Below are 20,848 nucleotides of genomic sequence, written 5' to 3'. Positions count from 1 at the left end.
CTGGTCTACGGGACGACTTGATCCACATCAAAAGCGCGCGCCAACTTACCTTAGCCGCTGGTCCGCGAGTAGCGCCCCGTCATTACAGCGACCCAGTTGGCGCCCCCGTCAAACGAGCTTTCCAGTACCAACTCATACGAAACGGGGCCGGAAGGTCGGTAGGTGTGGCGCGTCTGCCCACGCGACGAGCTACGCTCGAATCGCAATGCCTCGCCATCCCATTGGCCTGGCGCGGGCGCAGCAGGAATGAATCCCATGCTGTCGAACCAGTGGAGACTCAAGGCAGAAGATTGCTGGTCGTACGCGATCACGGCATGCGCCTTGAACCATGGTTTGCCATCACGCTCGGCGCTGTAATCTTGGATCAGCATACGGCCATCAAAATCCAGCCGCGCCGAAATCGACGCGTTTGCCGTGCCCCCTGCCCCCCATCTGGACGGTGCAATGTCTTCCTCACCTACCCAATCGCCGGCAAACAGCTCCAATAGATTCTTTAGTTCATTCATGGATACTCCCTGATCCCGAGAGAAAACAATTCATCGCATCTGAGCACTTGAGGCCACGATTTCTACACTTAACTCTCCTTAAAGTTGGTCTCGAGCATATCAAGGAATGCGCGAGTCTTGGCGGGCATCAGGCGGCGGCCGGGGAATACCGCCCAGCCTGTGACGGGCGCAAAGCACCAGTCGGGCAGCACGCGCACCAGTTCGCCGCGCGCCACCAGCGGGGCTGCGAATTGCGTGGTGCAGGTGGCAATGCCCATGCCGGTGGCAGCCATGCGTGTCAGCAGCTCCGGCGAGTTTGCCATCAGCCGCACCGGCAGGTCGCGCTCCCAGGTGGTCTTGCCGCGCGAGAGCGGCCAGCGCACCAGGCCATTTGGCATGCGCCGCAGGCTTAGCAATTCGTGCTTGAACAGGTCGTCCGGATGCTCCGGCAGGCCGTGCACCACCGTATAGGAAGGCGCAGCGTACAGGCCCCAGGTCGATATCAGCACCTTGCGTGCCGCCAGCGTGGCATCGTCAGGCAAGGCGCCCATGCGGATCGCGATGTCGAAATTTTCCGCCACCAGGTCCACGCGGCGCGGCGACAGGTCCAGTTCCAGGGTAATTGCCGGGTGCTTGGCCATGAAGGCCGGCAGCATCCGCGCTAGGTGGACGTTGGCAAAGTCCGCCGGCATTGACACCCGCAGCAAGCCGCTGGGCGCCTGCTGGCGATGCTGGGCCAGGGCGCCGGCGGCTTCGGTCTCCTCCGCGACCCGGCGCGCGTGTTCCAGCAGGCTGGCGCCGAATTCGGTCAACACCAGCTTGCGGGTGGTCCGCGTCAACAGCCGTTCGCCCAGCGTGGCCTCGAGCTGGGTCAGGCGGCGGGAAACCGTCGATTTGGGCAATTGCAGCCGTTCGGAAACCTGGCTCAGGCTGCCAAATTCCACGATTCGGGCAAATAACAGCAGGTCGCTGGGGTCGATATCGCTCATGATTGTTCCACTGATGGCACGATGTTATCCATTTTAACGGCTTCTGGATCATATTTGGAACCACTATAGTTACTCCATCGCAGCAACAAACCAAATACTCGAAAGGAAGCAAACCATGAACATCCTGCAAATCAACTCCAGCGCAAAAAGCTCCGGTTCCGAATCCACCCGCGTAGCGACCAATATCGTCAACAAACTGCTGGCGACCAACCCTGGCGCCACCGTGGAAGTGCGCGACCTGGCAGCCAACCCGCACCCTGTGCTGGACGAGCCAACCCTGCAGGCCCTGTTCACCCCAGCCGACAAACGCACTCCGGAACAAGCCGCCCGCGTCGCCCTGGATGACGCCCTGATCGCCCAGGTGCAACGTGCCGACGCTATCGTGATCGGCGCTCCGATGTACAACTTTGGCATCACCGTGCAGCTCAAATCGTGGTTCGACGCGATTGCCCGTGCCGGCGTTACCTTCAAGTACAGCGAGAACGGCCCGGTCGGCCTGCTGCAAGGTAAAAAAGTCTATGTCGCCACCTCGCGCGGCGGCATGCACAAAGATGCGCCGACTGACACCCAGTTCCCGCACCTGAAGATGTTCCTGGCTTTTATCGGCCTGACTGACGTGGAATATGTGTTCATCGAAGGCCAGGCCTACGGCGCGGAAGTGGCCGGCCAACAGCAAGCCGCTGCCGATGCCCGCGTTGCAGAACTGCTGGCTTAACCAACAAAGGAAAAGAAAATGGACAACATCGCACAAACCCGCACAGTGGAACGGATTATCCGCGGCCAGGCCGTGATGGATGGCGCTGGCGTGAAAATCAACCGCGTGTTGACCCAGCCACTGCAGCGTCGCCTGGACCCGTTCCTGATGCTGGACAATTTCGGTTCGGAGCAAGCCAACGATTACATCGCCGGCTTCCCCGACCACCCCCACCGCGGCTTTGAAACGGTCACCTATATGCTGACCGGCCGCATGCGGCACCGCGACAGCGCCGGCAATGAAGGTTTGCTGGCCAGTGGCGGCGTCCAGTGGATGACCGCCGGGCGTGGCGTGATCCACTCCGAAATGCCGGAACAGGCCGAAGGCTTGATGGAAGGATTCCAGCTGTGGCTTAACCTGCCTGCCAAGGACAAGATGCAGCAGCCCTGGTACAAGGACTTCGAAGCCGGTGAAATCCCGGTGGCGAAGACTGAAAACGGCGCCACGGTGCGCATCATCGCCGGCGAAAGCCAGGGCGTGAAAGGCGCCGTGCAACGCGAAGTGACGGAACCGCTGTATATCGACGTGGAATTGCCGGCCGGCGAAGCATTCAGCCAGGCGATCCGCGCAGGCCATAACGCCTTTATCTACACCTACCGCGGCGAGGTGACGGTGGATGGCAAGGCGGTTCCTGCGCAGAGCATGGCGATCCTGGCCAATAATGCAGGCGCCGATGGCGTGACCATCACGGCTGGCCCGGACAGTCGCTTCATCCTGTTGTCGGGCAAGCCGCTGAATGAGCCGATCGTGCAGTACGGCCCCTTCGTGATGAACTCGCAGGCGGAGATTTTCCAGGCCGTCGAAGATTTCCGCGCCGGCCGTCTCGGCGAGGAAGCGCACGCAGTGTAAGCAGTGGCGGTACAATGGCCGCCATGAGCTCCGCCATCCTTGATTGGTTGAAGAAGCTGGGCCACGCGCTCGGCTTCGACACCGCCGACTCCTTCCCGCCCGGCCACCAGTACGCCCGTACACGGTGGGCGGGCGCGTATTTCGACATCCCCTCCGACACCAAGGCCGACGACATCGAACGCCGCATATGCGAAGCGATCGCCAATACGCCCCTGGTGTTTGCCCATATCGAAAACCCGACGCCACGCATGCAGCGCGTGCTGGTCGAGGTGATCGAGCGCCGCCTGCGCCAGAACCACGAGCGCGAAGCGGCGCAACTCGCCGCGCTGTTGATATGCGCTTACGGCAGCCCCCATATCAGCGAAGCGGTGCCGGGCATGCGCCGCGCCATCGAAGCGACCGAAGGCTACGAAGCCCCTGCCCGCGTCCGTGCGCTGTTTGCCTTCCTGACGGACGCCCAGAACGACAACGTCATCGAGATGCGCAGCTAGCTTAGTCTTTAGGGATATAGCTCATGTCGGCGCGGTAGCGCAGCAATTCGGTTCGGACGCCTCGCACCAGCGCCTTCGCCCCTGCCGGCAATACCTCCGGCAGCTCTGCGGCTGCGCCAAAGCTTGGCACGGCGCGCATCAGGACATACTGGCCGCCGGCGCCGCCGACTTGCAGGCGGTACCAGGTGAACCTGGGCGCCGCGCGGCCGGTGTTTGCGGGCGCCGAGGCGCCGGCCACCAGCTGGCGTTCGAACGCCGTCTCCTCACCCGGCGCGATAGTGTAGGTCGCCATCGCGAGAAACGGCGATGCATCGGGCAAGGGCTGGCCTACACTGGCCGACTCCAGCCGGCGGAACACGCCATGACTCAGGAAATCGGCGTGCGGCACGACGTTGGCCGCGTTGTCGGCCGCGTCGCCTGCCGGCTGCACGGCGGCGTCGAAGTTGGCGGCGGCATGGCCGAAAGTGCCATCCATGAACATGCCGAGCCGGTCGCCCAGCACGAACGACCAGCCGTACCAGGTCCAGCGGTCGTTGGCGCCCTTGTGCCATTCGAGATGGCGCTGGTAGCCCTGCTCGAAGGCCGCGCTTTGGCCCGGCTTCGGCTGGATCACTACCATACGGGCGAATGGCCCGGCGGCGGGTTGTGCGAACGCGCTTGCGCTAAGGAGTAACAGGGACGTTGCCAACAGGTGCTTCATCAGATTTGCTCCGAGAAACCCCGTCCTTCAGGGCGGGGAGTGAAAGGAGCTGGCCGCAAAGCTGCCGTTCTCCTTGAGATTTTTGAAATACTGTATAAACTTACAGCATACTTCTCGTCTACCGTTTCCGTGTGAAATCGAAAAACGGGCTGCTTGATCTGCAAGCCCGTAAGGTGAATTTCGTCTGGAACTACTGCAATGATCGGCAGAAAGATGCCTTGCGATTTGAGCGCCCTTGGCTGACCGGCTTCGACTTGAACAAGCTGACTACCGGCAGCAGCAAAGAATTGGAGCTGCATTCTGGTGTGATCAATGCCGTATGCGAACAATTTGCCAATTCGCGTGCCCAACACCGCCGGCCGTATTTGCGTTACCGCGGCCGAAGGTCCTTGGGCTGGGTTCCGCTCAAAGGACGTGACCTGCACCGGGAAGGCAACGCGTTTCGCTTTGCAGGTAATACTTTCCGCGTGTTTTACTCTCGCCCCCTTCCTGAAGGGAAGATCAAGGACGGCAGTTGCTTTGCGCAAGACGAATTGCGCAGCAATTCGGGCCCCGTGAAAAGCTTTGCCAGCCGCGGCAACTGGTTCCTCAATATCGTGATCGAGGTGGCCGAGCCGCCGGTTCGTCCACTTGACCACGGTGTCGGTATCGATCTTGGCTTGAAGGATCTCGCCACCCCGTCCGAGGGAGAAAAAATTCCGGCGCCGGGCTTTTACCGCAATGCTGAAGCGGCGCTGGCGGTTGCGCAGCGAGCCCACAAGCGGCGCCGCATCAAAGCCATCCAGGCGCGTACTGCGCGGCGTCGGCTGGACTTCTTGCATAACAGGTCGGCGGAGCTTGCTCGCGCTTTCGACCATATCGCTGTTGGCAATGTCAATGCCAGCGGACTCGCCCAAACCAGCCTGGCGAAGTCCGTGCTTGATGCAGGCTGGTCGTCCTTCCGCAGGATGCTGGCGTACAAGGCCATGAGGCATGGCGCGCGGTACGTGGAAGTGGACGAACGCTTTACCACCCAGACCTGCTCGAATTGTGGTGCACTGCCCGATTCGAGGCCGAAGGGTATCGCAGGCCTTGGAATAAGAGAGTGGGAATGCAGCGAATGCGGTGTAGTACATGATCGTGATCGTAATGCTGCGTTAAACATTCTCCGTCGCGGACGTGCGACGCTGGAAGCAGGAATCCCCGTCCTTTAGGGCGGAGGGGACGTCAATCGTTCTCCGTCTGAAGTTGTTCGGAATGAAGCGCTCGCGCAGGCTCATGAATGGCGCTTCGACCGCAAAATATAGCAGCCATCCGGCAAAAATGCTGGCGGCGATCATGACGGCGATCGAGTCCAGGTCAACCGGTTCCCAGTGGTCGGCCAGCAGGATGCAAACCTGTTTGTGCGTCAGGTAGATCGAGTAAGACCACAGCGCGATCACGCCCATGCCGGGAATCCGGGTGCGGTGCAGCAGCGAGCCCTCGCTGAGTGCGGCCAGCAGCAAAGCGGCGAACGCCACGCCCAACAGAGGATAGCCGAAGACCGACATGCCCCAGCTGAAATGGTGCTCAAGGAACAGCCAGAACGCCAGTGCTGTCAAAAATGCGCCAGCAGCCAGCATCCAGTTCCCATGACTGGTCAGGCGCTGCCATGCCTTCGGATGGAAGTTGCGCAGCATGGCCAGGGCGACGCCGGCCAGCAGTTCATCGAAACGCGCCAGCGTGGAGTAGTAGATCAGGGTGTAGTAGCTGCGGCTGCCACGCTCACCGAGGTCCATCGCCGGCTGCCACCAGCTGTCGCGCAGCCACATGCCGGCTGCAATGGCGGACAGCAGCGCCGCCCAGCCCAGCACCAGCGCGAGGCCGCCTGCGCGGCGTACTCGCGTGATGGCGGCAATGGCCAGCACGACAGGCGGCAGCAACAGGTAGAACTGCTCCTCCACGCACAAGGACCACGCGTGCGAGAACAGCGTCCCCGGCTTGAGATTGATATTCAGGGTAAAGGTCAGGTACTTCCACCACGGCGCATGCGGCAGGTTGCCGGCCCAATACGGCCACCAGGCATACAGCGCCAGCACTGCCAGGTAGGCCGGCAAGGTGCGCAACAAGCGGCGCGCATAAAAATGCGGCAGCGACAGGGCAGGCCCGCGCAAGGCGGAAAACACCTGGTGTCCAATCAGGTAACCGGAAAGCGCAAAGAACAAGTCCACGCCGGCCCAGCCGATTTCGCTGAACCAGCCAAAGGTCGGCTCGTGACTGACGAAGCCCATATAGTGGTTGGCAAACACCAGCATGATGGCCAGCGCGCGCAGAGTGTCCAGGCCATGGACGCGGGAGAGTCGATTCATGCGCGAATTCTACCTGAGCTAGAATATTGGCCACTTATTCGCCAAGCCTTAAAGGAACAGCATGACCGACGCCAGCAAAATGCATTTTAAATCTGTCAATTACACCGGCCAGGGCAAGGGCCGCCGCCTGATCATCACTGGCGCCGTGCACGGCAACGAAACCTGCGGCACCAAAGGCATCCTGCGCGTGATGGATCAACTGGACAAAGGCGAACTTCACATCCTGAACGGCAGCGTGACCTTCGTGCCGGTCACCAATCCGCTGGCGTACCAGAAAGGCCAGCGTTCCGGCGACCGTAACCTGAACCGGAACCTGTTCCCGACCGAAAATCCGCAAGACTTCGAGGACCATATCGCCAACTGGCTGTGCCCCCTGCTCGGCCAGCACGAAATCCTGCTGGACTTGCATTCCTTCAACGCCCAGAGCCAGCCTTTCGTCATGGTCGGCCCGCGCAACAACGACGGCACCCTGCAACCGTTCGGACACGAAGCCGAAGAACGCGCCATGGCCCGCATCCTCGGCGTCAAGCGCTTCGTCGACGGCTGGATGGCCACCTACGGCGCCGGCGTGCAGCGCCGCCTGCGCGACGACAGTGAAGTGCAGACCGTCCTGAAATACGGTGTCGGCACCACCGAGTACATGCGCAGCACCGGCGGCATGGCCCTGACCCTGGAATGCGGCCAACACTTCGACCCGCAAGCGCCGGATGTCGCCTACCGCGCCATCATGAACGTGCTGGCCCACTTTGGCCTGATCGAGGCGCCAAAGCCGCAGCCGATCGCACTGGAAGACATGGAATACCTGTCGATGGTGGAGGTGCACGACAAGCTGGACACCGGCGATGCCTTCAGCCGCACCTGGTCCAGCTTCGACCGCCTGCAAGCCGGTGACGAAATCGGCCGCCGCGCCGATGGCAGCGCCGTGCTGGCGCCGTTTGACGCCTATATGTTGTTCCCGGACGTCAATGCCAAGCCGAATGCCGAATGGTTCTACCTCGCCAAAGTGAGTGACTCTTTTGTCTGATAGCCATTAGCTTTAAAATCGCGGTAAGGGGGTAACAAGATGAATATATTCCCGCTTACCGCGCTTGGCACGCTCCTGTTCGCGACCCTCCCCATAGCGGCAGTCGCCACTGAATTTGTACTGCGCGTCACCGGCCAGGAAAGCCTGCCGCCAAAATGGATCCAGCAGGACGGGCGCGCTTCGACCGGGGTCTGCCCCGACATCCTTGCCGCCATCTCCCGCGTTGAACCGCGCCTTCGTTTCACGGGACTGGACGACATCCGTTCGGTCCTGGTGATCGAACAGAACCTGCGCCTCGGCAACGCCGAAATTGCCTGCGCCCTGGTCTCCACCCCATTGCGCCGCCATATCGCCATCGCCATTCCGCAACCCTTGTACGTTTCGCGCCAGCGCCTGGCCGCTGCCGCCGACGACACAGCCGAAATCAATTCGCTGGACGACCTTGCTCGCCTGAAGCCGCTGGTCACCACTTCGCGCGGCGCGGCCTATATCGACCAGTTGCGCGCGCTCGGCATCACGGTCGACGACAGCACCGGCAGCAACGTGACCAACCTGCGCAAGATCCTGGCCGGCCATGGGCGCTATTTCTATATGAACGAGTTGACCTTGCACTGGCTGATACGCGAGCAAAAACTGCAGGACAGGATCAAGCTGATGCCAGCCGTGCTGAAAGAGGACTCTATGTTCTTGTGGTTGAGCAAGAAGGCGCCCCCACAGGCGGCGCCGCTGCTGGCGGCGGCAGTCAAAAAGCTCAGCGACAGCGGCGAACTGGCACGCATTTATGCGCGCTGGTCGGATGAGTCGGGCGTCGGCCCGCGCAACGATTAATGCGGCGACAGGATTTTCAGCCCGGCAATGCCCAGCACGATCATGGCGATGCACACCAGCCGCACCAAGCTGGCCGGCTCGTCCAGCATCATGATGCCCCAGATGACGGTGCCCACGGTACCGATGCCGGTCCAGATGGCGTAGGCGGTTCCCAGCGGCAGTGAACGCAGCGCCAGCCCAAGCAGGATCACGCTGCCGGCCATGGCGGCCAGCGTCACGGCGCTCGGCACCAGCCTGGTGAAACCTTCGGTGTATTTGAGTCCGACGGCCCAGACGACTTCCAGCAGGCCGGCGAGTAACAGGACGATCCAGTGCATGATGTTCTCCCAAGTCATGACGGGGTCGTCCCCGCCTGGCTCCCTGGTCTTGCGGCGAGGTCGTCCCCGCGGGAGAAGGCCGACAGTATATCATTGGGGGTCCAAACTTTCAGGGAGCCCCCCAATGCTGCTGTTCGCACAGATCGCCGTTGCCATCGTCCTGCTGATCCACGTCTATATCGTGCTGCTGGAAACCGTCCTCTTCGATACCCGCGGCCGCCGCGCGTTCGGCCTGTCGTCGGAAAAGGCGGCCATCGTCAAGCCGGCCATGTCGAACCAGGGCTGCTATAACGGCTTCCTGGTGGCGGCGCTGGCGGTGGGTTTGCTGCATGGCGAGCCGGCAGTGCGTTCCGCCTTCATCACATACGGCCTGCTGTGCGTGGCCGTGGCGGGCATCTGGGGCGGGCTGACCGTCAGCAAACGCATTCTCTTCGTGCAGACCGTGCCGGCCGTCGTGGCGCTGGTGCTCTACCGATTAGCATAAAAACAAGGCTTGAAATCCATCGACATGCTCCGATATACGTATCGGCTTTTTCCGATATACTTATCGTGAAACACCGAAATATGACTGACTCCATTGACATTGATGCAATCCACAAGGCCCTGGCCAACCCGGTCCGGCGCCAGATACTGTCCTGGCTGAAAGAGCCGGAGGCCTGGTTCAGCGAGCAGCTCGCACCGCTGTCGCTGGGCGTCTGCGCCGGCATGATCGACAAGCAGGCCGGCCTCTCGCAATCGACCGTTTCCGGCCACCTCGCCATCTTGCAGAAGGCGGGACTGGTGACGGTGCAGCGGGTCGGCCAGTGGAATTTCTTCAAGCGCAATGAGGAGGTCATCCTGCAATTTATTGAGTATGAGAGGAATACCTTATGAGCACCCTGTTCGACCCCATCACTATCGGCGCGCTGACCCTGAAGAACCGCGTCGTCATGGCTCCCCTGACCCGCTCGCGCGCCACCGGCGGCAAGCGCGTGCCAAATGCTTTGATGGCCGAGTATTACGCGCAGCGCTCCTCCGCGGGCCTGATCATCAGCGAAGCCACTTCGGTGACTCCGCAGGGCGTGGGCTATGAAAACACCCCCGGCATCTGGTCCGATGAGCAGGTCGAAGGCTGGAAGCTGGTGACCGAAGCCGTGCATGCCAAGGGCGGCAAGATCGTGCTGCAACTGTGGCATGTGGGCCGTATCTCCGACCCTAGCCTGCTCGATGGCCAGGCGCCTGTCGCGCCAAGCGCAATCGCGGCCAAGGGCAATGTAAGCCTGCTGCGCCCTCCGCGCCCCTATTCCGTGCCGCGCGCGCTGGATACCGAGGAGATTGCGGGCGTCGTCGAGGCATACCGCAAGGGTGCCGAGAATGCCAAAAAGGCCGGCTTCGACGGCGTGGAAATCCACGGCGCCAATGGCTACCTGCTCGACCAGTTCCTGCAGGATTCAACCAACCAGCGCACCGACCAATACGGCGGCAGCGTTGAGAACCGTGCCCGCCTGATGCTGGAAGTGACCGATGCCGTGATCGGCGTCTGGGGTGCGGACCGCGTCGGCATGCACCTGGCGCCGCGCCGCGATGCGCATGACATGGGCGATTCGACCCCGGCCGAGACCTTCGGCTATGTGGCGCGCGAACTGGGCAAGCGCGGTATTGCCTTCATCGCGGCACGCGAGGCGGTTGGCGATGATTCGCTGGGTCCGTTGCTGAAGCGTGAGTTTGGCGGGGTCTATATCGCCAACGAGAAGTTTGATGTGGCGGGGGCGCAGGCTGCGCTGGCAGAAGGCCGCGCCGATGCGATTGCCTGGGGCAAGGACTTCATCGCGAATCCGGACCTGCCGCGCCGCCTGCAGACCGGTGCCGCGCTGAATGCGCAGCGCCCTGAGTTGTTCTACGGCCCGTCGGCGGAAGGGTATACCGATTATCCAGCGCTGGCCTGAACCTGGTAAACCAGTGTCTGACCCACAGGGTCAGACACTTGACTCGCGGCCGTCGCGTACAAGTGTCTGACCCTGCGGGTCAGACACAGGTTTACCGGTTCAACGGTTCGCCGAATAGTTCACCGGGAAGAACTTATACCCCTTCCCCTCACTACGCAAATGCCCCACCCCCGGGAACGGCAAGTGCGCCGCCCCCATCCAATACCCCTGCTTCGCCGCCTCGGCAAACGCCGCCTTGCGCTGCGCCAGGGCCGCTTTCGAATCGCTGTCGAACTGGATCGTCACGCCCGGATCAGGGAACTGCACCGCCGCGTTGTGCATCAAGTCGCCAATCAGCACCAGCTTCTGCCCCTTGCTTTCCACCACATAGGTGGTGTGGCCCGGCGTATGGCCATAGCTTGAAGTCGAACGCACGCCCGGCACCAGTTCGGTATTGCCCTCAAACGGTTTCACCTTGCCCGCATAGCCGGACACCGCGCTCATCGGCCCCTGGAAATTGCCCTTCGCCTCGGCACTGGCATTATCGAGGTTCGCTTTGCTCAGGAAGAAGTCGGCATCGCGCTTGTCCATGCGCACCACGGCATTCGGAAACGCCGGCTTGTCCTGCCCGCCCAGGCCGCCGACGTGGTCGCCATGCAGGTGGGTGATGTAGATCTCGTCAACCTGCTCCGGCTGGTAACCGGCTGCTTTCAGGCTGGTCAGGATATTGCCCAGGGTCGGCCCGAACAGGCTGCCGGCGCCGGTATCGATCAGCACCAGCTTCGAGCCGGTATTGACCAGGAAAGCGTTGACCGAAGTCTCAACCGGCGACTTCAGGAAACTGTGCTCCAGGGATTTGGTCGTTTTCTCAGGCTTCTGGTTCAGCAGCTGGTCCATCGGCAGGTCGATCGTGCCGTCGTTCAGTACGGTGACTTCGAAGTCGCCCACATTCATGCGATAGAAGCCGGGCGCCTGGGTCTTGGCCATCGGCGCTGCAGCGTGGGCGGCGCCTGCAATGGCGGCAATTGCGAACGGTACGGCGAGCTTTTTCAGGATCATTCGATCTCCTTCTTGTTAGTTGCCAAAACGCTAGATTAGCGTAAACGGCAACTACATGCTTGTCGGTACCCGCAGCATGACGGAGACATCCGGCGTATCCCGCGTCAGCCCTGCCCCCACCGAGACATTGACCGTCTGCTTCGGGTTCAGCCGGTAAGAAAAGCCGACCAGCAAGGTACCCAGTTGCGTGCGCACTGAGCCCGGCGCCGGCACGCCATTCTGCCTGGTGCGGGCAATGGAACTGTGGTCGTAGCCAAAGCTGAGGGAGGCCTTTTCATTCAGCGCCAGCCCGACACCGAAATTGAAGCCGATGACCGCCCCCGGCTTGACCGTGCCGAGCGGCTCGCGTTCCCCATCGAGCACCAGCCGGCTCAGGTTCTTGCGCTGGAAGTTGTGCAGGTAGCTGACGCTGCCGAACAGCACGGCGGGGTCAGTCGGATACAGCCAGGTCAGGCTGGGTTGCAAGGCATAAAAGCCGGAACCGGTTGGCAGCTCCAGTGGCAAGCCGGTGCCGGTGGCGTTTTCGCCAATGCAGCGCCGCACGCAGTCGGTCACGACCTCAAAGGGATCGCGGCCGGTGCGCGTCTTGAAGCGCAGGCCGGCGACGTAATAGGGCTTTTCGGCGCCGCCATCGTTGAGCTGGTGGCGCAGCGAGAGTTCGACGTCGCCCAGCGCGCGGCCGCTCACATCAAATACCTTTTCCACCGCCGAGCCGGTGAACACTTCGCGGCTCACGGTCGAGTCCGAGCGGTAAATGTAAGGCAGGCGCAGTTCGAGCTCAGTGCGGTTGCTCAGTCCATAGCGCCCGCTCAGCGTGGCGGTGCTGGTATTGCGCTTGACTTCGCGCACGTCGATCAGGCCGATCAGCAAGGCGGGGATGATGGTGTAGCCCACCAGGGCGACGCGGTTGCTCGACGAATAGCCGAACTGGAAGGCCGGTTCGAGCACGAGCTTGCCGCGCCCGGTCAGGACGCCGGGGCTTTCAAAGATAGGCGCCACTTCAGGCGGCTTGCTGTCGCGCTTTGGCGGCTGGCCCACCGCCAATGCCGGCTGCGCCGGGCCGGACGGCGCCGGCGCCTGTCCGGGTGGCGGGACGTTGGGTTGCGGCTGGCTTTGCGCAGCCCCTGTGCCGCGCGCGGACGCCAGGCGCTCCTCAGCCACCTGGCGCCGCAAATCCTCCAGCAGCGCCCTTTGCTCGGCCAGCGCCTTTTTCAACTCGGTCAACTCGGCTGCAAGCTCGGCATTGCTGCGCTGCTGCACCGGCATCTGGGCCAGCGTCGCCTGGCTGGCGACAATCAGCATCCCGGCCGCGAATTTCTTTGAAAGCATCGCTCCCTCCCTAGCGGGGCACAATGACGTTCGACAAGGCCTGGCGCAGGTTGCCCTCCAGGTTCAGGCTCTTCAAGGTCGACAGCGCGTTGACGGTGAGGTCGATCGTGGTCAGGCTGCGGATCAACTGCCCGTTCGTATTGTTCTGCACCAGCATCGGCGCCAGCGCAGCCCCGGCCTGCGGCGAATTCGCCAGCCGCGCCACATCGGCCAGTTCCACGCGATTGCGCGCCACCACCACGCCATTGACTTCGACCATGCGCTCCACGCCCAGCGCGACCAGCAGGCCGTTGCCGTTCTCAAAGCCGCCACGGGCCTCGTCGAGACGCGCCTCCGGCGCCGGCGCCCAGCCTTCAGGCGGCCCCTGTCCCTGCGCCATGGCAGGCATCGCCAGCAACAGCAACAAGCCGCTGACGCCGATTCTTCGCTTCATGCCGCCCTCCCTTCAAAAATCCCCGGCGCCCAGCTTCGGCACCGTCACGTCGCGCAGGCTGTCGCGCATGATCCCTTCCGACAGCATCGCCTGCGGCGCCACACGCCAGTCCGCGGTTTCATTGAAGCGCGGCTTGCCGGGCCGGCCATGAATCACGAACAGCAGGCGGTTCTGCCAGATCGCCTCGAACCCTTGGCGTGACAAGGCGCGCGTGCCGCCGGCCGGATCGCCCAGCAGCACACGCTCGCCCTGCACGCCCTTGACCACGACGAAGTGGCGATAGCCGTTGTCGGCCACCAGCACGATCGCCGGCAAGCCGGCCTGCGCCAGCTTGTCCAGCGGCTGTTCGAAGCCGTCCGCAGTGAAGCCGCGCGTGGCCAGGTAGCGCTTCATGTCCAGCAGCGAGAAGCCCTCGCGCCGGATGCGCGCCTGGTCGCCGCGCACGAACATGTCACGGAAGATTTCCTGCTCCGAGACCTGGAAATCGTAGTGGTGGCTGAGCAAAGTCGCCAGCGCGGCCGAACCACAACTGAAATCGTATTGCTGTCTTACCGTCGTGCGGAAGCGCGCCTCCTTCAGGCTGGTCACCGGCAGCACAAAACTGGCGCCGCCGGCTGAAAAGTCGGCGGCCTGCGCGGCAAATGCCGGCAGCAATGCCAGAACGCTGAAGAGGCCTCTCATTTGATCTGCACGTTGACGATGGTTGCATTCTGGATCAGCACGTTGGCGCCGGAATTCTGGATCACCATCGGCATGCCCGACGCGTTGCTGAACGCACCGTCAGTCACGATATTGGCGCCGGTAACGACGTTCACCGCGCTGTTGTTGGCCACGGTGCCGGCCAGCTTCATATCGCTCCACGGCGCATCGCTGCCGCCGCGCATCTGTTCAAGGCGCTCATCCTGCGCGGGGCGCTCGTTGCCGGCCAGCGCAGGCCGCGGCGCAGGCGGCGATTCCGGCGGGGACGGGCCCGCCGCCGCAGCCAGCGGGCCAAGCGGCAGCGCCCCCACCCACGGGGACGCCACCGCCAGGCCCGGCACCAAGGCGGCGCACAGGGCCAGGACTTGCACTGGCCTGCCTAAGCTTCGCATGATGCTGTGCCGGCTATTTGCCCACAGCCAGGTTGGCCTGCACGTTCACGCTCTGCTGCACCAGCGAGGACATGCCGTTGTTCTGGCTGATCACCATGATGCCCGCAGCCGACTGGCCGACCCCGCTCATGGTGTTCGACATGTCGAAGGTGCCCGCAGTCACGCTATTGGTGCCGCCAGCCCCGCCGTTGCCGCCCGTGGCATTGCCGCCGGTCGCGTTGCCGGCAGTATTGGTGCCGCCGTCGCCGCCCGCACCGGCCACGTTGCCGCCGCCGCCGGCGCCGCCAGCACCGCCGTCACCAGCCGTGGCGCTGCCGTTGGTCGCCGCGCCGCCAGTGCCCGCCGCACCGCTGCCGCTGCCGCCGGTCGCCGCGCCGCCGGTGCCGCCGCCGGCAGCGCCGCTCGAGCCGGCAGTATTGCTGGCCAGGCCGCTGGAACCGCCGTTGCCGCCGTTGCCGCCAGCCGCACCTGCGCCGCCGGTGCTGGTGCCATTGCCGCCAGCCGCACCGCCGCCGCCAGCGCCGCCAGTACCGGCAGCCCCCGCACCGCCGGTGGCAGCCACTGCGCCGCTGCCGCCGCCGGCACCGGAACTGTTGGCGCCGCCGGCAGCGCCGTTGCCTGCCGTATTGCTCGCTGCCGCGCCGCTACCGCCCGCCGCGCCGGCACCGCCGCCGCCGCCGGCGCCGCCGGTGCCGCCCGCGCCGCTGGTGCCGGCACCGGAAGTCGATGCGTTGCCGGTATTGGCCGAACGGCCATCAGCCGTGCCGGTGGTGCCGCCAGTGCTGTTCTGGTCGCCCATGCCGGGGATGGTCAGCGGTTCGGTGCCGCTGGTGCCGTTCGACGCAGTATTGCTCGAGCCCGCGCTGCCGCTCGATGCAGCGCCGCCGGTCGAAGTCTGGCTCGACGTCGAAGCACCGGTTGCGACACTGCCGGTAGCCCCTGCCATGCCGCCGGCGCCCGCCGCTCCGCCAGCGCCGCCCATGCCGCCCGCACCGCCGGCGGCTGCACCAGTCGCACCGCCGTCGCCGCCGCGGGCGCCGGTCGCCGCGCCACTGGCGCCGCCAGCACCGCTGCCTGCAGTGCCAACCAGGCCGCCCGCGCCGCCTGCTGCCGCGCCGCCTGCGCCACCGGCCCCGCCAGCGCCGGCGACCACAATGCCGCCTGCGCCACCGGCGCCGCCTTCACCGCCGCGCGCACCATCGCCGCCGCGGCCGCTTGCCGCACCGGCAGCCAGGCCGCCAGCACCGGTGGTACCACCGGTTCCCGCCCCGGCCATGGCTGCACCACCCGAGCCGCCGCCGCCGCTGCCATTGCCGCCGACCGCGCTGCCATTGAACGCCACGCCGCCGGTCGCACCTGCCGCGCCGGCGCCGCCGTTCGAGGCGCCGCCAGCGCCGCCGGTACCGTTGGCATTACCGCCCGCGGCCCCGCCGGCAAGGGCAGCCGCCCCCGCACCGCCATTGGCATTGCCGCCGTTGCTGGCCACGTTGCCGATATTGTTGATCGTATTGTTGGTGACAGTGCCGGTCAGCGTGCTGACCGCGGTCGCTGTCGACGTATTGAAGGCGTTGGTCATCGACGATGTCGCTGTCGCACCGTTGTTGGCTGCCGCGGCGCCGGCTGCGGCCGCATCGGCGGCGCCGGTACTGTTGTTGTTGGCGTTGGCCTGGCTGCTGTCCTGTGTCGCCGTGGAATTGTCATTGGCCTGGGCGCCCGGCCCGGTCTGGCTCACATTGGGCGGCGGTGTCTCCTGCGCGAATGCACTACCCATCGCCAGTGCAATGGCTGCTGCTAGCAAAGTTTTCTTCATCTCGTCCTCGCTGATGTCGTGTTCTTCAAGTGCCCGCAATGCTGGGGCCAGAACCCATATCGCAAGCTTGATGCCACCTGTCCTAAGCTGTTGAAATTGCTCGACTTTGGTGCGGCGGTGCAGCAAGTGGCGTGCATGATTGAGGCAAGTTTGTCACGCATCTGTGACACAAGCGTGGCCACGCAGTGCCTTTCTCCATGGGAGACAAGGCTTGCAGGACAATGTCACATCGGTGTTACGCGGCTGTACGCCAGCTCAGTCTTCGCCGCGGCGCGAGGGCCGCTGGATACCGTGTTTCGCCATCAGGCGATACAGCGTCATGCGCGATACGCCAAGCTCGCGCGCCACGGCAGTGATACTGTGGCCGGCATCGAGACGGCCTTGCAGTGCCGTCCGTTCGGCGCTGGCGCGCGCGGCGCCGAGGTCTTCGGCAGCGGCCGCGCTGTCGCTGCCGTCCAGCTCGAGGTCGTGCGGCTGGATCAGGGCGCCGTCGGCCATCACGGCCGCGCGCCGCACGCGATTCAACAGCTCGCGCACATTGCCCGGCCAGTCATGCGCGCGCAGCGCCCGCAGCGCACTATTGCTGAAGCCGCGCACGCGGCGTGCACGTTCCGTGGCATAACTGTGGAACACTTCCTGCGCCAACGCCACCACGTCATCGCGCCGATCGCGCAAGGCCGGCACTTGCAAGGTCAGGACGTTGAGCCGGTAGAACAAGTCTTCCCGGAACAATCCGCGTTTCACCGCATCGTCCAGCTTGACGTGCGAAGCGGCGATCACGCGCGCATCGACCGGTACGCTGCGCGTCCCGCCCACCCGGTAAATGGTTTTCTCCTGCAGGAAACGCAGCAGGTTGGCCTGCAGCTCGAGCGGCAGGTCGCCGATCTCGTCAAGGAAAATCGAACCGCCGCTGGCCGATTCGATCAGGCCGCACTTGCCGGGACCGGCGCCGGTAAAAGCGCCCTTCTCGTAACCGAACAATTCCGATTGCACCAGCGAGGCCGGGATCGCGCCGCAATTGATGGGCACGAACGGCCCGTCGCGGCGCCCCGAATGCTCATGGATGGCACGCGCCACAAGCTCCTTGCCGGTGCCGCTTTCGCCCCAGATCAGCACAGGCGCATCGGCGCTCGCTACTTTCAGTATCTGCTGGCGCAGCAGCGTAATGGCGGTGCTGGTGCCGGTCAGGCGCATCGCTTGGCACGCTTCCGGCAAATGGCCTAGGCCGGAAAGCGCAGCCAGTCCGAGCGCGTGGCCCAGAGTATGGCTGAGTCGCTCGGCATCGAGCGGCCAAGTGTGGAAATCGACGCAATGGTCATGCACCAGCTGGCGGAAAGCGGCCTCTTCCAATGCCTGGGGCAGGAAGACCGCAACCCAGCGCGGCCGGCTGTGGCGGCGCAAAAAATGGTCGAGTTCGGCGAGCGAGGCGGTCCAGTCGTCCAGCACCAGCAAGCCCACCGGGAAATGCTGTTCGCGCAAGGCCGCCGCTGCCTCGGCCAGGCCGCACACGTGGCAGACGTCGAACGTTTGGCCAGCGGCAAGCAAAGCCGCCGGCAGCGCTGCCGTTGTAGCGGCGACGCACAACACTTGCCTTGTCATAATTTCACCTTGCTGCCCCGAGGACCGGCAGGATAGAATACCGCCGCACAAATTTTCAGCACCAGAAGTTACAAACTCTTAATGGTGCAATTAAAACAATGGGGAAGGCATGGATCAATATAAGCTAGAGGCGGACAAACTGCCAACACTAAAGCAGCGCGTCGCCTTACGCATGTTGCATGCTTTCGGATGGCAGATGAAGTTCAGGCCGCTCCCCGGGCCGCGCGGCATCGCCGTGGTCTACCCGCACACGTCGAACTGGGACTTCATCATCGGCGTGCTCGGCAAATGGGCGCTGGACCTGCCGTTCCGCTGGCTGGCCAAGGACAGCCTGTTCAAGATTCCACTGCTGGGCCGCTGGTTCTACTACCTTGGCGGTGCGCCGGTCGACCGCAGCGCGCCGCAAGGCCTGATCCAGGCCCAGGCCGATGCGATGATGAAGGAAGACTGGTATTGGGTCGGCATCACGCCGGAAGGCACGCGCGGCTACAAGCCTTACTGGAAAAGCGGCTTCTACCAGTTGGCGCTGGCCGCCAAGGTGCCGCTGGTGCTGGTCTATATGGATTATCCGAACAAGACCCTGGGGCTGGTCGAGCACGTCTGGCTGACCGGCGATGAAGAACAGGACATGGCGGCCATTCGCGCCGGTTTCGAAGGCCACCTCGGCAAGCATCCCGAGCTGATGGCGCCTATCGTCTTGCGCCAGCGCTGAAGCCGGCCACCTCCACATCCCCCTCGAGGCGCACCAGCGTGATGGTGTGCGCCTTGCCCGGTTCGAAACGCAGCGCCGTTCCCGGCGCGATATCGAGCCGCATGCCATAGGCCTTCCAGCGCTCGAACTGCAGCGCCGAATCGACTTCAAAAAAGTGGAAATGGGAGCCGACCTGGATAGGACGGTTCCCCTGGTTTGTTACGGTAAGCGTAGTGCGATCAGTCATGTGACCTATATCTGCAAGACTCATGCCAGTAATTTCAAGTGATTTTCTCACTTTTTTTGCACCAGCATAAGGCAATGCACCACGCAGGTGCGCTTATTCTTTCGGATAAGGGCTCTTGCCGCCGCCGGCGATGAATTCATCGATGCGCGCCTGCAGCACCGGCAGCGGTACCGAGCCCAGTTCCAGGATGGTGTCGTGGAAGGCGCGGATGTCGAATTTGCTGCCCAGGGCCTGCTCCGCCTTCCTGCGCGCTTCGAAGATCGCCATTTCGCCCAGGTAGTAGGACAGCGCCTGGCCCGGCCACGAGATATAGCGATCGACCTCGGTCATGATTTCGTGCGAGGACAGCGCGGTATTCTCCATCAGGTACTTCTGCGCCTGCTCGCGCGTCCAGCCTTTGGCGTGCACGCCGGTGTCCACCACCAGGCGCGAGGCGCGCCAGGCCTGGTAGCTCAGCATGCCGAACACTTCATATGGCGTCTCGTAGATGCCCATCTCGGTGCCCAGGCGCTCGGAATACAGCGCCCAGCCCTCGCCATAAGCGGAGATATAGGCGTTGCGGAACGGCGGACGCCCCTTCTGCTCCAGCGCGATAGGCATCTGGAAGGCGTGGCCCGGCGCCGATTCATGCAGCGTCAGCGCCGGCAGCGAATACAGCGGGCGGGCCGGCAGGTTGTAGGTGTTGACCCAGTAGCCGCCAGGTCCGCCGCGTCCCGAGGTATAGAACGGCGCGATTTCCGGCGCCACCGGGATGATGGCGAAGCGGCTGCGCGGCAGGCGGCCGAAGTAGTCGGCCACCTTGCCGTCGAACTTCTTGGCGATCCAGGCCGCGCGCATCAGCAGTTCTTCCGGCGTCTTGGCGTAGAACTGCGGATCGGTGCGCAGGAACTGCAGGAAGGCCGGCAGGTCGCCCTTGAAGCCGACCTGTTTCATCACCTCCTGCATTTCGGCGCGGATCTTCGCCATCTCGTCCAGGCCGATCTGGTGGATCTGTTCGGCCGTCAGGTTGGTCGTCGTGAATTCGACAATCTTGGATTGGTAATACGCCTTGCCGTCAGGGTAGCTCTCGGCAGCCAGGGTTTCCTTGGCTTTCGGGACGTATTCCTCGCGCATGAATTTCAGCAGCGCCGCGTGGGCCGGGATGACTTTTTCGCGGATCGCCTGCAAGCCCTGCGCCTTCAGCGCTTCCTGTTCGGCGGCCGGGATCACGTTCGGCATTTCCTTGAACGGCTTGAAGAACACCACGTCCTCCAGCTTGGCTTCGGTGACCGAGGTGATCGACTTGTCGCGGCCTTCCAGCGTGATCTTCGGCGGCGTGAAGCCGCGCGCCAGGCCAGCGCGCATATTGGCGATCTCCTCGCTGAAGTAGCGCGGCACGTCGTTCAGCTGCGCCACGTAGTTGCGATAGTCTTCGGCGGTGCGGAAGGACTTGCGCGCCTCGCCCGCCAGGTTGCCCCAGAACGAAGAATCGGCGTTCAGCGGTTTTTCGTATTCGCGGAAGCGCTGGTTATCCAGCAGCGCCGCGACCTGTGCGCGGTACACCTGGTAGTTGATGCGCTCCTTGTTCGAAAGCTGTTCGGGCTTGATGCTTTCGAGTTGGCGCAGCGTCTCTTCCCATTTCTTCTGGCGCTCCAGTTGCACCGCCAGGCTGACGTTCGGCAGCCTGCTCTCGACGCCGCGCACATCGTCCTCATCGTCTTCCAGCCTTTGCTGCAGGCGCCACTTCCACTCCGCCTGGTGGATGGCGGTGAAACGGGCGTCGGCACTACCGGGTTTGGCTGCTGCAAAGGATGGAGAACTGAAGGCTGCTGCGATGGCGAGTGCTGCGACAATCTGTTTCATGGTGCTCCCGAAGCTCAGGTTGGTAACGGTTCCGGGAGTGTACCTTACGGCCAAAGGACTGGCGGCGTCAATGGCGGGA

Annotated in this window: 24 protein-coding genes; 10 read left to right on the top strand and 14 right to left on the bottom strand. The window is 63.7% G+C overall.

The genetic code is table 11. From position 1 onward, the window contains the following. Positions 1 to 50: 50 nt before the first annotated feature. Both ACN9MU_RS15445 and ACN9MU_RS15440 read right to left on the bottom strand, forming a co-directional pair. On the bottom strand, positions 51 to 506 hold the full coding sequence (locus ACN9MU_RS15445; protein ID WP_426323458.1) for a DUF1579 family protein: 456 nt from the start codon (positions 504 to 506) through the stop codon (positions 51 to 53). Between the two features lie 68 nt (positions 507 to 574). Beyond that, positions 575 to 1,474, bottom strand: coding sequence for a LysR family transcriptional regulator (locus tag ACN9MU_RS15440; RefSeq protein WP_426323456.1), 900 nt, complete (start codon positions 1,472 to 1,474; stop codon positions 575 to 577). A gap of 115 nt (positions 1,475 to 1,589) precedes the next feature. On the opposite strand from ACN9MU_RS15440, the gene ACN9MU_RS15435 reads away from it, so the two are divergent. Genes ACN9MU_RS15435 through ACN9MU_RS15425 form a run of 3 tightly spaced genes read left to right on the top strand, consistent with a single transcriptional unit; the run spans position 1,590 to position 3,568 of the window. Then, positions 1,590 to 2,189, top strand: a complete 600-nt coding sequence (locus tag ACN9MU_RS15435; protein ID WP_426323454.1) for an FMN-dependent NADH-azoreductase — start codon at positions 1,590 to 1,592, stop codon at positions 2,187 to 2,189. 18 nt (positions 2,190 to 2,207) lie between these two features. Next, entirely contained in the window at positions 2,208 to 3,077 is an 870-nt protein-coding gene (locus tag ACN9MU_RS15430) for a pirin family protein (protein ID WP_426323452.1), read from the top strand. Between the two features lie 14 nt (positions 3,078 to 3,091). Then, positions 3,092 to 3,568, top strand: coding sequence for a hypothetical protein (locus tag ACN9MU_RS15425; RefSeq protein WP_426344833.1), 477 nt, complete (start codon positions 3,092 to 3,094; stop codon positions 3,566 to 3,568). A gap of 1 nt (position 3,569) precedes the next feature. Here ACN9MU_RS15425 and ACN9MU_RS15420 read toward each other — a convergent pair whose 3' ends face one another. Then, on the bottom strand, positions 3,570 to 4,268 hold the full coding sequence (locus tag ACN9MU_RS15420; protein ID WP_426323448.1) for a hypothetical protein: 699 nt from the start codon (positions 4,266 to 4,268) through the stop codon (positions 3,570 to 3,572). 107 nt (positions 4,269 to 4,375) lie between these two features. Here ACN9MU_RS15420 and ACN9MU_RS15415 point away from each other — a divergent pair, with 107 nt between their 5' ends. Beyond that, complete coding sequence (locus ACN9MU_RS15415) at positions 4,376 to 5,461, top strand: RNA-guided endonuclease InsQ/TnpB family protein (RefSeq protein WP_426344888.1); 1,086 nt, start codon at positions 4,376 to 4,378, stop codon at positions 5,459 to 5,461. Here the strand turns inward: ACN9MU_RS15415 and ACN9MU_RS15410 are convergent. Beyond that, positions 5,405 to 6,595 (bottom strand): acyltransferase family protein, encoded by a 1,191-nt coding sequence (locus tag ACN9MU_RS15410; protein ID WP_426344832.1) that lies wholly within the window; start codon positions 6,593 to 6,595, stop codon positions 5,405 to 5,407. The genes ACN9MU_RS15415 and ACN9MU_RS15410 overlap by 57 nt on opposite strands. Before the next feature lie 79 nt (positions 6,596 to 6,674). On the opposite strand from ACN9MU_RS15410, the gene ACN9MU_RS15405 reads away from it, so the two are divergent. Then, positions 6,675 to 7,619 carry a succinylglutamate desuccinylase gene (locus tag ACN9MU_RS15405; RefSeq protein ID WP_426171832.1) on the top strand — a complete coding sequence of 315 codons (945 nt, stop codon included), beginning with the start codon at positions 6,675 to 6,677 and terminating at the stop codon, positions 7,617 to 7,619. A gap of 39 nt (positions 7,620 to 7,658) precedes the next feature. Next, the gene (locus ACN9MU_RS15400) at positions 7,659 to 8,447 is read left to right on the top strand and encodes a substrate-binding periplasmic protein (protein ID WP_426337589.1); all 789 of its coding nucleotides are present in this window, start codon (positions 7,659 to 7,661) and stop codon (positions 8,445 to 8,447) included. Here ACN9MU_RS15400 and sugE read toward each other — a convergent pair. Continuing rightward, a complete protein-coding gene (sugE, locus tag ACN9MU_RS15395) occupies positions 8,444 to 8,764 on the bottom strand; it encodes a quaternary ammonium compound efflux SMR transporter SugE (RefSeq protein WP_426337588.1) in 321 nt (106 codons plus the stop codon). The two genes, ACN9MU_RS15400 and sugE, sit on opposite strands and share 4 nt — an antisense overlap. 124 nt (positions 8,765 to 8,888) lie before the next feature. Here sugE and ACN9MU_RS15390 point away from each other — a divergent pair, with 124 nt between their 5' ends. The 3 genes from ACN9MU_RS15390 to ACN9MU_RS15380 all read left to right on the top strand — a co-directional run bounded on the left by ACN9MU_RS15390 (position 8,889) and on the right by ACN9MU_RS15380 (position 10,689). Beyond that, a complete protein-coding gene (locus tag ACN9MU_RS15390; protein WP_426337587.1) occupies positions 8,889 to 9,248 on the top strand; it encodes a DUF1304 domain-containing protein in 360 nt (119 codons plus the stop codon). A gap of 80 nt (positions 9,249 to 9,328) precedes the next feature. Next, positions 9,329 to 9,637, top strand: coding sequence for an ArsR/SmtB family transcription factor (locus ACN9MU_RS15385; protein WP_426344831.1), 309 nt, complete (start codon positions 9,329 to 9,331; stop codon positions 9,635 to 9,637). Continuing rightward, the gene (locus ACN9MU_RS15380) at positions 9,634 to 10,689 is read left to right on the top strand and encodes an alkene reductase (RefSeq protein ID WP_426323434.1); all 1,056 of its coding nucleotides are present in this window, start codon (positions 9,634 to 9,636) and stop codon (positions 10,687 to 10,689) included. Before ACN9MU_RS15385 ends, ACN9MU_RS15380 begins: the two co-directional genes overlap by 4 nt. A gap of 99 nt (positions 10,690 to 10,788) precedes the next feature. Here ACN9MU_RS15380 and ACN9MU_RS15375 read toward each other — a convergent pair whose 3' ends face one another. From ACN9MU_RS15375 to ACN9MU_RS15345, 7 genes are all read right to left on the bottom strand, one after another. Next, positions 10,789 to 11,727 carry an MBL fold metallo-hydrolase gene (locus ACN9MU_RS15375; RefSeq protein ID WP_426323432.1) on the bottom strand — a complete coding sequence of 313 codons (939 nt, stop codon included), beginning with the start codon at positions 11,725 to 11,727 and terminating at the stop codon, positions 10,789 to 10,791. Between the two features lie 51 nt (positions 11,728 to 11,778). Next, entirely contained in the window at positions 11,779 to 13,029 is a 1,251-nt protein-coding gene (locus ACN9MU_RS15370; protein WP_426323760.1) for an acetate kinase, read from the bottom strand. Between the two features lie 37 nt (positions 13,030 to 13,066). Beyond that, a complete protein-coding gene (locus ACN9MU_RS15365; protein WP_426344830.1) occupies positions 13,067 to 13,489 on the bottom strand; it encodes a hypothetical protein in 423 nt (140 codons plus the stop codon). A 12-nt stretch (positions 13,490 to 13,501) separates the two neighbouring features. Then, the gene (locus ACN9MU_RS15360; protein WP_426323428.1) at positions 13,502 to 14,170 is read right to left on the bottom strand and encodes a C39 family peptidase; all 669 of its coding nucleotides are present in this window, start codon (positions 14,168 to 14,170) and stop codon (positions 13,502 to 13,504) included. Continuing rightward, a complete protein-coding gene (locus tag ACN9MU_RS15355; protein ID WP_426323426.1) occupies positions 14,167 to 14,559 on the bottom strand; it encodes a hypothetical protein in 393 nt (130 codons plus the stop codon). Before ACN9MU_RS15355 ends, ACN9MU_RS15360 begins: the two co-directional genes overlap by 4 nt. A gap of 34 nt (positions 14,560 to 14,593) precedes the next feature. Then, complete coding sequence (locus ACN9MU_RS15350) at positions 14,594 to 16,390, bottom strand: hypothetical protein (protein ID WP_426344829.1); 1,797 nt, start codon at positions 16,388 to 16,390, stop codon at positions 14,594 to 14,596. A 255-nt stretch (positions 16,391 to 16,645) separates the two neighbouring features. Beyond that, complete coding sequence (locus tag ACN9MU_RS15345) at positions 16,646 to 17,989, bottom strand: sigma 54-interacting transcriptional regulator (protein ID WP_426344828.1); 1,344 nt, start codon at positions 17,987 to 17,989, stop codon at positions 16,646 to 16,648. Between the two features lie 196 nt (positions 17,990 to 18,185). On the opposite strand from ACN9MU_RS15345, the gene ACN9MU_RS15340 reads away from it, so the two are divergent. Continuing rightward, the gene (locus ACN9MU_RS15340) at positions 18,186 to 18,701 is read left to right on the top strand and encodes a 1-acyl-sn-glycerol-3-phosphate acyltransferase (protein WP_426344827.1); all 516 of its coding nucleotides are present in this window, start codon (positions 18,186 to 18,188) and stop codon (positions 18,699 to 18,701) included. Here ACN9MU_RS15340 and ureB read toward each other — a convergent pair. Next, the gene (gene ureB, locus ACN9MU_RS15335) at positions 18,679 to 18,951 is read right to left on the bottom strand and encodes an urease subunit beta (protein ID WP_426344826.1); all 273 of its coding nucleotides are present in this window, start codon (positions 18,949 to 18,951) and stop codon (positions 18,679 to 18,681) included. The genes ACN9MU_RS15340 and ureB overlap by 23 nt on opposite strands. A 69-nt stretch (positions 18,952 to 19,020) precedes the next feature. Beyond that, entirely contained in the window at positions 19,021 to 20,769 is a 1,749-nt protein-coding gene (locus ACN9MU_RS15330; protein ID WP_426344825.1) for a DUF885 domain-containing protein, read from the bottom strand. Positions 20,770 to 20,848 lie beyond the last annotated feature (79 nt).

It is taken from the genome of Pseudoduganella sp. R-32, assembly GCF_049913245.1.
In the GTDB taxonomy this organism is placed as follows: Bacteria; Pseudomonadota; Gammaproteobacteria; order Burkholderiales; family Burkholderiaceae_D; genus Rugamonas.
The sequence above is the reverse complement of the archived record's forward strand: the minus strand, read 5'-3'. Positions and strand labels throughout refer to the sequence as shown.